The following is a 12,483-nucleotide window of genomic DNA, read 5'->3' as shown; positions in this document are numbered from 1 at the left end:
CCATGCCCCCGCCCGGCGGTCAGGCAGGCTGTCGGGGAGAAAACGGAGAAAGCCCGCACGAGTCCGGAAAAACCGGATGGGTTGCCAGCTCCCTGCACCCACATGAGAGTTTGGTGTGAGGCTTTGATGTGAGGGTTTGGGCCGCTCCGGGTTTCGCCGTATCGGATACCCGGTTCAGCGACTTGGAGAAAAGGCCGTGGGCACAAGCAGCGTGCTGTGCATCGCTCCGATATAGTTGAGGATGCCCGGCGGCGGCCAGACGCCGCTTTCGAGCGCCTCACGCCGCTTCCCGGCGCGCGCGGCCAGGGTTTCATAAGGCCAGACATGGCACAGACGCGACGCGCCATCGCAGGAGGTCATGACGACATAGGCGGGCGAGACGACCGAACGGGCCGGAAGCGCCTCTTCCATGAGACCGACGACACGCGCCTCGCAACCGGGAAGAATGTCGTACACGCGCCACTCATAGATCGTGCCATGCGCACCGGGCTGCGGCACGGTGCCTCCATGCACCTGCCAGAGCGAGCGTTCGATTTTCGCTACGCCCTGCCTGTGATCCGGCCAATCCACGCGCACCGGCGCCGTTTCCGCGGGGTAGACGAAACAGACGACGACGCGATCGAGCGCGCCGATTTCCGTCGTCCAGCACCCGATGAATCCCGGCTGCCCCGCGAGAAGGCCGTCGAGATGCGCCACGACCCCAGGCACGCTTCCCGGCCGGCATGTGAGGATGGTCGTTTCGACAAAATCCGTCATCGCTGAGCCCGCCCGTTCATCCTGTCGCCCCGGTCGTCCCGGTCATCCCGCATCCTGCGTCCTATCGACGCAGGGATTCCACGAATTTCTCCAGCCAGTGAATGGTATAGTCACCCTTCTGGAACTGGGGATCGGACAGGATCTTGCGGTGAAGAGGAATGACGGTCTTGACCCCATCCACCACACATTCGTCGAGCGCCCGGAGCATCCGCGCGATAGCCTCCGCACGGGTCGGGGCATGAACGATCAGCTTGGCGATCATGCTGTCATAATAAGGCGGCACGCGATATCCGGCATAGATCGCGCTGTCGATCCGCACGCCGAGCCCACCCGGGGCATGGAAGACCTTGATCGTGCCCGGATTGGGCATGAAGGTCTCGGGATCCTCGGCGTTGATGCGGCACTCTATGGCATGTCCGCTGAAGGTGATGTCGGACTGCTCGTAGCCGAGCGCCTCACCTGCCGCGACGCGGATCTGCTCGCGCACCAGATCGACATCGCAGACCATCTCAGTCACGGGATGCTCGACCTGGAGACGCGTGTTCATCTCGATGAAGCAGAACTGGCCATCCTGATACAGGAATTCGAGGGTTCCGGCATTGCGGTAACCCATCTTCTTCAACGCGGCCGTGGCGGTGGCACCGATGGCGTCGCGTGCCTCGGCGGAGAGCACGGGTGAACCCGCCTCCTCGAGAAGCTTCTGGTGACGCCTCTGGAGCGAACAGTCGCGCTCGCCGAAATGCACGACATTGCCGTGGGTGTCGGCCATGATCTGCAATTCGATATGACGCGGCTTATCGAGATATTTCTCGAGATAGACCTCGTCATTGCCGAAGGCGGCGCGCGCCTCCGTTCTGGCGACCGACCAGGCTTCCTCGATCTCGCCTTCGTTCTGCGCGACCTTCATGCCACGTCCGCCGCCGCCGGCCGCAGCCTTGATCAGGACCGGATAACCGACCTTCGCCGCGACCTCGCGCGCCGCATCCAGATCGCGCAAGGCACCGTCGGATCCGGGGACGAGCGGAACGCCGAGTTCGCGCATCGTCGTCTTCGCCATGATCTTGTCGCCCATCGTACGGATGTGATGGGCGGTCGGACCGATGAAGACGAAACCATGCTCCTCGACCGTCTCGGCAAAATCGGCATTCTCGGAGAGAAAGCCGTAACCGGGATGAATCGCCTCGGCTCCGGTGATGGTGGCCGCCGAAAGGATGGCGGCCACATTCAGATAGGAGTCGCGAGAGGAGGGCGGCCCGATGCAGACCGCTTCATCGGCGAGGCGGACATGCATCGCGTCGGCATCGGCCGTCGAATGTACTGCCACCGTGGCAATGCCGAGCTCGCGGCAGGCGCGCAGGATGCGAAGCGCGATTTCGCCGCGATTGGCGATCAGGATCTTGGAAAACATCGGGCTCCAGGCTCAGTCAGAATACTTATTCGATGATGGCGAGAGGCTCGCCGAACTCGACCGGATCGCCACTCGAGACGAGGACGCGCTTCAGCGTGCCGCCGCGGGGCGCCTTGATCTGGTTGAAGGTCTTCATGGCCTCGATCAGCATGAGCGTCTGCCCTGCCGTGACGGCCTGTCCTTCCTGCACGAAAGGCGGTGCGGACGGATCGGGCGCAAGATAGGCAATCCCGACCATCGGACTGTTGACCGCGCCGGGATGGCTCGCGGCATCCACCGGGGCCGCAGCGGCCGGAGCCGCAACCGGAGCCGCAGCGGCAGGAACGGGAGCAGCGGCATGGACCACCTGACCGCCGGCATTGCGCGCCACGCGGATACGGTTGTCCTTCTCCGCGACCTCGATCTCGGTCAGACCGGTTTCGGTCAGAATATCGGCCAATGCCCGGATGGCATCCGCGTCCACGAGCATACGGCTCATCGTTCGTCCTCGTCTTCGATCATGTCATAAAGTGCACGCAATGCCATGGCATAGCCCCGCACGCCAAATCCGCAGATCACGCCAATGGCGGCCTGCGACGTGTAGGTATGGTGGCGAAAGGCATCGCGGCGATGGATATTGGAGATATGTACCTCGACCGTCGGGAGCCCCGTCGCAAGAAGCGCATCGAGAAGGGCAATCGAGGTATGGCCATAAGCCGCCGGATTGATCACGATCCCGCGTGCCCGACCCCGGCATTCCTGGATCCAGGATACCAGCTCGCCCTCGACATTCGTCTGGCGAAAATCGATGGCGACGTCGAGTTGCTCGGCCGCCTGGATGCATACCTGCTCCAGATCGTCCAGCGTCGCATGGCCGTAGATCTCCGGCTGGCGCATACCGAGCATATTGAGGTTGGGACCGTTGAGCACGGCAATCATCGGGCGAATCATGAATGCAGCCCGTAGCACTTTCATTCCAGCCATAAAAGCCTCTGCGGCGGCTGCGCGCGTTTTGCGCCTCATTCTCGCCGCCTTTTCCCTGTCCTGTGGTGAGCGGGAGACAAGGAAATACTCTCCTTCCCTCCCGTAGGGGCGCCGCGCTTCTGCCTGCCTGCGGGCCTTTTCCCCGAGGAGGCAAGGCCGGAATTTCGCATCCGCTGCGCTTCGTGCTAGGCTTGTGCGCTTGTCCCGGCCATTACCGGGACGTTCGACCGTCCGGAGTGACTGAAACAGAAGGCAAGATTCGGTAGTGACCCTTTCGATGAGCAAGATCAACGCCCTGAAACAGACCGGACGTATCCGCAAACGGATCTGCTCGCGAATCGGCGGCGTTACGCTGCTCTGCCTGGCATTCACGCCCCGACATGGCGCTCACGCGGCCTCGGTGCCGCTTGCCCACGCTCCAGCCGGGACGACGACCGAAGCCGATGCCCGGATGGCTGGCGCAGCCGCAGGCGGGACGACGATCGTCACCGCCCCGGCGGATCGTACATCCCTTGCAGGTCACACGCCGTGGGCGGCCTCCGTCCGGCGCGCGCTGAGCAGCCGTGCCCATCGCCTCGCTCTGGCCAGCCATCATGTTCTCGCCTGGTCCGAACACGGAGTTGCAAGCTGGTACGGGCGTGGCCTCCAGGGACATCGCACCAGCAGCGGCGCCCGTCTCGACGGAAAGAAACTGACTGCCGCGCATCCCAGCCTGCCTCTCGGCTCGAAGGTTCTCGTGCAGAACGAGGATACGGGACAATCCGTCATCGTGACGATCAACGACCGGGGACCGTTCAACAGCCGGATCATCGATCTGTCGCACGCCGCCGCTGCGGAAATCGGGATGCTCGGCAGCGGGACCGCGCATGTGAAGCTTGCCCCTATCCCCACGGGTACCGCTATCGCCGAAGACCAGCCTCTCGAGGTCGCGGAGGCCGAGGCGGACGATACGAGTGAGCAGGCCATCGATGCGGTCTCTCCGACGGTCGCGCCCCGCGCTTCCACGTCGCATCACGCGGCATCCCGGCATGCTGCCTCCGCTCATGGCGCCTCGCACCAACAAGCCTCCCGGCGGATGCATGGCGCCGGTGCAGCCACGCATTCCGTTGCACAGCACAGGACCTCGCACCGCCACTAGGCGATCTGCGCCCGGAATGCTGTCGATCCGGGATCACCACGGCCGATAGCCGTCGCGATCCTGATGCGCTCCGATATCGTTTTCAGGTTTTTCCCGGATCTTCTCCGGAACGGCAAGACGCAGCTCGGCATATGCGCCGCTCGCCTCCCGGGGGAGCGGGCGGCGCACCGGTCCGTCACGCTTCGGCTGCGGTTCCCTCGACGCCTTCCTGCACGCGCGTCGCGCCCGGAACCTTGGGATTGAATCCCTTCATGCGGTCTTCGAGACCTGCATTCAGTTCGGCGCCGAACAGCACGACATAGGTGCCCACGAAGAACCACATCATGATTGCCGCAACGGCGCCGAGCGGCCCGTAGGTCGATCCGTAGCTGGCAAAGTGACTGACGTAATAGGAAAAGGCGAGCGAGGTCAGAACCCAGAGAAAGGTCGCAACGAGCGAACCCGGGACGATCCAGCGCCAGTCGGCGGTTTCCCGGCACGGTCCGTAGCGGAAGAGCAACGTGACCGCCACGAAGACGAAGAGCAGCATCAGCGCAGGCGCACCGAAATGCACGATATAACGTGTGCTGTAGCTCATCAGATAATCGGTAAGATTCAGGATTTCCGGCGGCAGGTTGCGCAGGCCGAAGCGGTTCAGCAATTCGGGGAGATAATCCACCAGAGCCGGGAAGGCGACCATGAGAGCGAGGGTGAGGCACGCACCCAGCACAGCGCCGAAAGTCACACCAAGGGCCAGAAACTGGAAACGGAAAAACCCGCGCGTCTCAAGGGTATCATAGGCCAGATTGAGTGCGGAAAGCACCGATTTCGTACTGGCGGAAGCCGACCAGAGCGCGACGGTAATGGAGAAGATCAGCCCCATCGTAAGCGAGGCGTGAGGCTGGCCGATCAGGGTATGGATCTGCGAGGCGATCAGCTCGAAAGCCGTGGGAGGCAACAGACTGCGCAAGACGTTCAGCTGCGGTTCCACCGTCTGGAGGTCGAAAATGAGCCCGTAGACCGAGATAAGCGACGAAATTGCCGGAAAAAGCGACAGCGTGGCATAGAATGCACATCCTGCGGCCGAGAGGCTGGTCTGGCTGGATCCGAGATTGCTGAACGTCTGGCGCAGAACGAGCTTCCATCCTCCGAGCGGCATGTGAATCGGGCTTTTCGCACCCGTCCCGGGCGCCTCGCGACCGAGTGCCGCTTCCGCCTCGGCAGCGTTCTCATGCGCCCCGTTCCCATGAGTCCCGGCTCCAGACATCGGGGCGGCATCGGTCCCATTTCCGGCATCGCTCCGGGTCTCTTCGGCACTGTCTCCGACCGAATCCCCTCCGGCCATTATGCGGGCGAGATCGGTCCGACCCTGATCCTGCCCCGAAGGCGGATTCTCGCGGATATCGGTACGTATGCTCGGGGACTCAGCCACACGGGACTCCTCGTTCAGGGCGCGCGCGGGCCGGACGGGCCTTGCGGACGCAAATCTCTTTCTTCGCGGGCACCAGCCCTGTGCAGTGGCGCCCTGTGCGGTGGCGCCCTGTGAAAACGCCCCCGGAACATGATGACGCACCGGTTCGGGAAATGTTGCACCAAGTTTAGCGTTACATTGCAACACATGCACGACCGGCACGTAAAAAAAGCCAAAAGGGGTCTTTTTTTAGTTGCATGACAGGGGGATTGGTCCCATATGCGCCCCCACGCAGCAACGCACGTGCCACTGGCCCTCTGTAGGTTACGCAACGACGTCAAGCGTTCTGGCAATCGGGCTGATCCCGTTCGTCTTTCGCGAACGTTCAGCCTCGTCCTGATCGCCGGTCCGTTCGACCGTTTCGCAACAGTTCCGCCCGTGCCGACGGGCGGATTTCGGGAGGAGTGACTCATGACTCCGAAAATCGTCCGCTATCTTGCCGAGCAGCAGCCGGCCACTCCTTGCCTCGTCGTCGACGTCGATCATGTGGAAGCCCGCTATCACGCCCTGCGTGATGCGCTCCCGCTGGCGCAGATCTACTACGCGGTCAAAGCCAACCCGGCCGCGCAGATCCTCGAGCGCCTCGTACGTCTGGGATCGTCCTTCGACGCAGCCTCGATCGGCGAGATTCATCAATGCCTCGCAGCCGGGGCACAGGCCAGCCATATCTCGTTCGGCAATACGGTCAAGAAGGTCTCCTCCATCCGCGAGGCGTTCGGTCTCGGCGTCGATCTTTTCGTGTTCGACAGCGAGGAGGAGCTTGCCAAGCTCGCCGAACATGCCCCCGGATCGCGCGTATTCTGCCGTCTTGCGGTCGAAAACGAGGGCGCGGACTGGCCGCTGTCGCGGAAGTTCGGCACCACGGTGGATCATGCAAAGACCCTGCTGCTGAAATCGGTCGAACTCGGTCTGGAGCCCTACGGGCTGTCTTTCCATGTCGGAAGCCAGCAGACCAGCACCACGGCCTATGAAACGGCGATCGCCAAGGTGGCCATGCTGTTCACCGACCTCTCCGAGGCGGGCATCGATCTCAAGATGGTTAATCTCGGCGGCGGATTCCCGGTGCGGTATCGCGACGATATCCCCGAGATCGAGCAGTTCGGTCTGGCCATCGGTCGCGCCATGACCGAGCATTTCGGCAATGCCCTGCCGCAAATGCTCATCGAGCCCGGACGGTTCATGGTCGCGGATGCCGGTGTGGTTTCGACCGAGGTCGTTCTGGTGAGTCGCCGTGGCGGAAAGGAGAGCGACCCGCGCTGGGTTTATCTCGATATCGGTCGTTTCGGCGGTCTGGCGGAAACCGAAGGCGAGGCGATCCGCTATCGCTTCCGTACGCCGCATGACGGTCTGGCAACGGGTGAGACCGTGGTGGCCGGTCCGAGCTGCGACGGGGTCGATATCATGTACGAAAAGAACAGGGTGCAGCTGCCTCACGCGCTGAGCTCGGGCGATCGCATCGAACTGCTCACGACCGGCGCCTATGTCTCGACCTATTGCTCGACCGGTTTCAACGGTTTCGCGCCTCTGGCCGAACATTATATCTGAGTCTTCCTCACTCCTTCCGCTGCCTCCTCCAGTGCCCTCGCCGGCGACGACCCGACAGTCGTTACCGGCAGGGCACGCCCTGGGCGAATGTCCCGCAGGACCGTCCGCTCCTGACGCATCTCATTACCTGTCTCCGGCGCGGGTGCTCCGTCCGTCCGGAAGACGCCCGTTTCTCCCCTCTCCCGTTTCTTCCCCTCTTTCGGGACGATCCATGAAGCGCCGCATCTTTCTGTCTTCCCTGATCGCAGGCACGTCGCTCCTGCCTGCGTTGCGCCGCGCACGCGGAGAATCGTCGGGCGGACATCTAGGCCCCCGCAACGACCTGACCGACATCGCCGGACTGCGTGTCGGCCAGGCCCAGAGCAGCCGTGCCCGTTCCGGCGTCACGGTCATCCTGCCGGACGTTCCATGCCCCTGTGCGGTCGACGTCCGTGGCGGCGGTCCGGGCACGCGCGAGACAGATGCCCTCAATGGCTGGAATCTGGTGCACCGCATCGACGCCCTCACCTTCTCCGGCGGATCGGTTTACGGTCTTGCCGCAGCCGATGGCGTAGCATCATGGCTCGGCGCGAGAGGGCGGGGATTTGCGCTGGGCAAGCGCGCAGGCGTGCCGCCGTCACCCATCGTCCCTGCCGCCATTCTCTACGACCTCGACAACGGGGGCGACAAGAACTGGGGGGACGCTCCACCCTATCGCGCTCTGGGCATGGAAGCGGCAGATCATGCGGACTCGCACCTGATGCTCGGCTCCGTCGGCGCCGGTTATGGGGCGATGGCTGGCACGCTCAAGGGCGGTATCGGCTCGGCGTCGTGGGTCACGGCTGAAGGCCATACCGTTGCGGCTCTCGTTGCGACGAACAGCGTCGGCGCCGTCACCCCGCCTCATGACCGGCATTTCTGGGCAGCGCCTTTCGAACAGGGCACGGAATTCGGCGGCCTCGGGGTCTCGACCGCACATATCGCCCCGGAGGACTGGTCCGGCACGAAGCTGGATCCGCATCCCCGTGCCAATACCAGCCTTGCCTGCATAGCGACCGATGCGACACTCGATCAGGATGCACTCAAGCGCATTGCCATGATGGCCCAGGATGGACTCGCACGCGCCATCCATCCCGTTCACTCCCCTTTCGACGGGGATACGATCTTCGCGCTTGCGACAGGGAAAAGACCGGTCGCGCCAGAAAACAATGCGCGCCTGGTCGCTCATCTCGGCAACGTGGCGGCAGATGTGCTTTCCCGTGCAGTCGCGCGCAGCGTCTATCTCGCGACCCTGCCCCCGGGCATGAAGGCGACGTCATGGTCGCATCTGCCTCCCTCGGGCTGACCGCTGGCCGGTCGCTGCTGGCACGTCCGGCCGCGCTGCCCTCTGGACAGCACGCCGGAGGATTCAGGAAAGCCCCCGCCCGTCGAGACCGTAGAACGCGGCCGCAGCGCCCGCGAAGATCGATCCGGCGCGCTCTGGCGCATGAGCGGCGACCGCGTCCCGCGCGAAAGCGAGCGTTTCGGCATAGCTCCTGTCTGCGAGAAGGCAGACCGGCCAGTCGCTGCCCCATAGAAGCCGGTCCGGGAAAAGTGAAAGAAGCGTCCTGACGAAGGGTTCCAGCAATGCTTCCTCCTCATCGGGCGGGAGCTCGGTAAGGAGGCCCGAGAATTTGCAGGCAACGCCGAGATCCGATAGCCGGACCATCGACTCCTGCCAGTCATCGTAGCCAGCGCCGTCGGGACTAGGCTTGCCGGCGTGGTCGATCACAAGAGGCAGATCCGGCCAGGCATGGCGGAAGCGATGCAGCATCGGCAGGTGGACCGGACGCACAAGCGCGTCGAGCCGCATCCCGTGACGGATCATGGCATGAAAGGCAGGCCGCAGGCCGGGGGAAAGAAGCCATCCTGGATCCGCCATATCCTGCAACATGGGTCTCAGTCCCTTGCACCGGGGATGTCTTGCGAGCAAGGCAATACGCTCGGGTGCCTCCGCATCTGCCAGATCGACCCATCCCACCACCCCGGCAATCTCCGGATGGCGCTCGGCCAGGGCCAGTAGCCAGAGCGTCTCGCGCCAGTCCTCCTGCGCCTGAACGAGGATAGAGCGACTTACACCTGCGGCATGGGCCGCTTCGCGCCAGTCTCCGGGGCCGAAATCGCGATGGATGACACCGAGCGTTGCGTCCGGCCAGCCATGGAACGCGTTGGACAACGCCCAGACATGCTGATGCGCGTCAATCACGGCGCAGGCCGGAGGACAAACGTCCCGTGAACAGGCGAGCCGGAGATGCAGACGCGCTCATGCTGCCGTCCAGCCACCGTCGATCACATGCACGCTGCCTGTGGTGTATGCAGAGGCATCGCTGGCGAGATAGAGCGCGAGCTCGGCGATCTCCTCGGCCGTCCCGATACGCCCCATGGGCTGACGCGCAACGAAAGCCGCCCGCGCAGCCACCGCATCTCCGGTGGCGGACAGGCGCTCATCGAGGGAAGGAGACTGGACGGTCCCGGGACAGATCACATTGCAGCGTATCTTGCGCGTGACATAATCCACCGCGATGGATTTGCTCAGCCCGATCACGGCGGCCTTGGTCGTGCCATAGGCAAAGCGGTTCGGAACGCCGATCACCGAACTCGCGACCGAGGCCATGTTGATGATCGATCCGCCCCTGTCGAGCATGGCGGGCAATACGGCGCGGATGACATCCACCATCGCATGGACGTTGAGCGCAAAGGAGAGGCGATATCCTGACGACGCCATATCCAGCACGGTGCCCGAATCGACGTAGCCTGCACAGTTGAACAGGATATCGACCGGCCCCAGTCCACCGAGATGGCTCGCGATCGCGGCCGGGTCCAGCAGATCGAGCGCTACCGGATGACAGGAGGTCATCGATGCGATCGCTTCCTCGTTCCTGTCGATTGCAAAAACCTCGGCCCCCTCGGCGGCAAAGCGCAGAGCCGAGGCGCGCCCGATGCCCTGCCCCGCACCGGTGACGATGGCGCGCTTGCCCGCGAGACGGTTCATTGCGCCCACGCCCGGCAGATCTGGGTCTGGCAACCGAGCGACACGCCCGCTTCGCCATCGATCCCGAGCACCATCCTGTCACCGGGCCCGAGATAGACCGGCGGCCGCAATCCGAGCCCCACCCCGGCAGGCGTGCCGGTGGAAATGATATCGCCCGGACAGAGCGTCATGAAGCGGCTGATATAGCTGATCAGGAACGCGACATCGAACACCATATCGGAGGTATGCCCGTTCTGCCGACGCGTGCCGTTGACCTCCAGCCAGAGAGAAAGCGCCTGAGGATCGGGAATTTCCTCTGTCGTGACCAGAAAGGGACCGATGGGTCCGAACGTGTCGCAGCTCTTTCCCTTGACCCATTGACCGCCCCGCTCGAGCTGGAAGGCGCGCTCGGACAGATCGTTCACCAGGAGATAGCCTGCGACATGCGCAAGCGCCGTTTCGACCGGGATATCGCGTGCGGTACGACCGATGACCACACCGAGTTCGACCTCCCAATCGGTCTTCAGCGATCCGCGCGGAATGACGATCGCATCGTTCGCACCGCAGATGGCACTCGTGGCTTTCATGAACAGAACCGGCTCTTCGGGGATCGCTATGCCTGATTCCGCAGCGTGGTCGCGATAATTGAGCCCCACACAGAGAAACTTCCCCACCCCGCGCACGGGCGGCCCGAACCGCTCTCCGTCAGGGAGGTATGGAAGCGCGGACGGGTCGAGCGCGGCCAGGCGCTGCAGAAGCCCGCTCCCCAGAGCCTCTGCGGTTATGTCCGGTACGATTCCGGAAAGGTCGCGGGCACGTCCCCCCGCTTCGATCAGGGCCGGTTTTTCCGCACCTGGCGGGCCGAGTCTCGCGAGTTTCATGAAAAGCTCCCTGTTTCGAGACGACCGGATCCTGATCTCCGGGCATCGAGGTGACGGATGTAGAGACTGAATGAAAGGACGACCGCAAAGCACAGACACGGCACGAGCATGGCGACGCGGATTCCCACGAGGTCGGAGGCATGGCCCATCACCCCCGTCAGGAACGCACCGCCGATAATGGCCATGATGATGAGAGAGGCGCCCACACGCCGCTCGCTGCCGAGCCCCTCGACTCCCAGCGCGAAGATCGTCGGGAACTGGATGGAAAGAAAGAAACTCGCCACCACCAGACAATAGAGTCCGAGCGCGCCGGTAAAGACGGAGGCGCCGAAGACGAGCAGGAAGCTGAAAGTCGCGAAAACCTGCAGCATCGTATTCGGCCTCACGCGTGCCATGAGAGACGTGCCGCAGAAACGACCGAAAGCGAACAGGACCAGACTGGCCAGCAGCGCATCCGCCCCTGCAGCCTCGGTCATATGAGCGTTCACCTCGGCATAGCGGATGGTATAGCTCCACACCCCGATCTGCGCGCCGACATAGAAAAACTGTGCGATGACCGCAAAGCGGAGCCGCGGATTACGGAAAAGACGCGCAATGCGGACGGGGCTGGTGCCGACGTCCGAGTGCGATGCGCCCTGGGGAAACCGGATGAAGGCCGCCAGCACCGCGAGACCCAGCACGATCAGACCGAGTGCGATATAGGGGCCCCTCACCGAAAGGATTTCCTCGCGATAGAACAGCGTTTTCGCCGCCTCGGTCAGATCCGGATCTGTCGGATCGAGCGTCTTGCCCGAGAGGATGAAGTACTTCCCGACGAGAATGCCGCACAATGTTCCGATCGGATTGGCCACCTGCGCCCAGTTCAGTCTTCGCGCTGCCCCGGCGGGATCGCCGATCTCCGTCATGAGCGGGTTTGCCGCCGTCTCGAGAAAGGCGAGACCGCCTGCGATGATGAAAAGGGCGACCAGAAAGAACTCGTACCGCCCGAATTCGGCCGCAGGGTAGAACAGGAGCGCCCCCACCCCGTAGCAACCGAGCCCCGTCATGATGGCGATCCGGTAGCCCCGTCCCTGCATGAGCAGGGCGGCAGGGAGGGAAAACAGGAAATATCCGAAATAGAAGACCTGCTGCACGAAACTCGTACCGAAATCCGAGAGGGCAAAGGCCTTCTTGAATTGCGTGATCAGGATATCGTTGAGATTGTTCGCCATCCCCCAGAGAAAAAAGAGCAGCACGACGAAAGCGATGGCGACGCGATAGGCGCGCCCCCCGGTTCGCAACCCGGATGTCATCACGTGTTTCTCCCGTTCCGATATGCCCTGTGTCATGCCCCACCTTCCGTCTCTCCCGCCG

13 protein-coding genes are annotated in these 12,483 nt (G+C 63.4%); 3 read left to right on the top strand and 10 right to left on the bottom strand.

Going from position 1 to position 12,483, the window contains the following annotated elements:
• Positions 1-174: 174 nt before the first annotated feature.
• The 4 genes from SSA02_RS01885 to aroQ all read right to left on the bottom strand — a co-directional run bounded on the left by SSA02_RS01885 (position 175) and on the right by aroQ (position 3,094).
• The gene (locus SSA02_RS01885; protein WP_147092218.1) at positions 175-756 is read right to left on the bottom strand and encodes an NIPSNAP family protein; all 582 of its coding nucleotides are present in this window, start codon (positions 754-756) and stop codon (positions 175-177) included.
• A 61-nt stretch (positions 757-817) separates the two neighbouring features.
• Entirely contained in the window at positions 818-2,164 is a 1,347-nt protein-coding gene (gene accC / locus SSA02_RS01880; protein WP_147092217.1) for an acetyl-CoA carboxylase biotin carboxylase subunit, read from the bottom strand.
• A gap of 25 nt (positions 2,165-2,189) precedes the next feature.
• Positions 2,190-2,642: an acetyl-CoA carboxylase biotin carboxyl carrier protein gene (locus SSA02_RS01875; protein WP_147092216.1), complete on the bottom strand. Its 453-nt coding sequence runs from the start codon at positions 2,640-2,642 to the stop codon at positions 2,190-2,192.
• Positions 2,639-3,094 (bottom strand): type II 3-dehydroquinate dehydratase, encoded by a 456-nt coding sequence (gene aroQ, locus SSA02_RS01870; RefSeq protein WP_147092215.1) that lies wholly within the window; start codon positions 3,092-3,094, stop codon positions 2,639-2,641. Before aroQ ends, SSA02_RS01875 begins: the two co-directional genes overlap by 4 nt.
• A 310-nt stretch (positions 3,095-3,404) precedes the next feature.
• On the opposite strand from aroQ, the gene SSA02_RS01865 reads away from it, so the two are divergent.
• Complete coding sequence (locus SSA02_RS01865; protein WP_246103555.1) at positions 3,405-4,265, top strand: septal ring lytic transglycosylase RlpA family protein; 861 nt, start codon at positions 3,405-3,407, stop codon at positions 4,263-4,265.
• Positions 4,266-4,298: 33 nt separating this feature from the next.
• Here SSA02_RS01865 and SSA02_RS12975 read toward each other — a convergent pair whose 3' ends face one another.
• Together SSA02_RS12975 and SSA02_RS01860 are read right to left on the bottom strand one after the other, a co-directional pair.
• Positions 4,299-4,433, bottom strand: a complete 135-nt coding sequence (locus SSA02_RS12975) for a hypothetical protein (protein WP_264884060.1) — start codon at positions 4,431-4,433, stop codon at positions 4,299-4,301.
• Between the two features lie 7 nt (positions 4,434-4,440).
• A complete protein-coding gene (locus SSA02_RS01860) occupies positions 4,441-5,403 on the bottom strand; it encodes a YihY/virulence factor BrkB family protein (protein WP_246103604.1) in 963 nt (320 codons plus the stop codon).
• 723 nt (positions 5,404-6,126) lie between these two features.
• Here SSA02_RS01860 and SSA02_RS01855 point away from each other — a divergent pair.
• Together SSA02_RS01855 and SSA02_RS01850 are read left to right on the top strand one after the other, a co-directional pair.
• Positions 6,127-7,260, top strand: a complete 1,134-nt coding sequence (locus SSA02_RS01855; protein WP_147092214.1) for a type III PLP-dependent enzyme — start codon at positions 6,127-6,129, stop codon at positions 7,258-7,260.
• Between the two features lie 211 nt (positions 7,261-7,471).
• Positions 7,472-8,584 (top strand): P1 family peptidase, encoded by a 1,113-nt coding sequence (locus SSA02_RS01850; RefSeq protein ID WP_147092213.1) that lies wholly within the window; start codon positions 7,472-7,474, stop codon positions 8,582-8,584.
• 63 nt (positions 8,585-8,647) lie between these two features.
• Here the strand turns inward: SSA02_RS01850 and SSA02_RS01845 are convergent, their stop codons facing one another.
• From SSA02_RS01845 to fucP, 4 genes are read right to left on the bottom strand one after another with little or no spacing between them, the layout of a single operon-like run.
• Positions 8,648-9,484, bottom strand: coding sequence for an amidohydrolase family protein (locus tag SSA02_RS01845; protein WP_222591048.1), 837 nt, complete (start codon positions 9,482-9,484; stop codon positions 8,648-8,650).
• 57 nt (positions 9,485-9,541) lie between these two features.
• Positions 9,542-10,270, bottom strand: coding sequence for an SDR family oxidoreductase (locus SSA02_RS01840; protein ID WP_147092211.1), 729 nt, complete (start codon positions 10,268-10,270; stop codon positions 9,542-9,544).
• Positions 10,267-11,130 carry a fumarylacetoacetate hydrolase family protein gene (locus SSA02_RS01835; RefSeq protein WP_147092210.1) on the bottom strand — a complete coding sequence of 288 codons (864 nt, stop codon included), beginning with the start codon at positions 11,128-11,130 and terminating at the stop codon, positions 10,267-10,269. The genes SSA02_RS01840 and SSA02_RS01835 overlap by 4 nt, the downstream gene beginning before the upstream one ends.
• The gene (gene fucP / locus SSA02_RS01830; RefSeq protein ID WP_222591047.1) at positions 11,127-12,458 is read right to left on the bottom strand and encodes an L-fucose:H+ symporter permease; all 1,332 of its coding nucleotides are present in this window, start codon (positions 12,456-12,458) and stop codon (positions 11,127-11,129) included. Before fucP ends, SSA02_RS01835 begins: the two co-directional genes overlap by 4 nt.
• Positions 12,459-12,483: the final 25 nt, after the last annotated feature.

This window comes from Swaminathania salitolerans (genome assembly GCF_007988945.1).
Taxonomy (GTDB): domain Bacteria; phylum Pseudomonadota; class Alphaproteobacteria; order Acetobacterales; family Acetobacteraceae; genus Swaminathania; species Swaminathania salitolerans.
The sequence above is the reverse complement of the archived record's forward strand: the minus strand, read 5'-3'. Positions and strand labels throughout refer to the sequence as shown.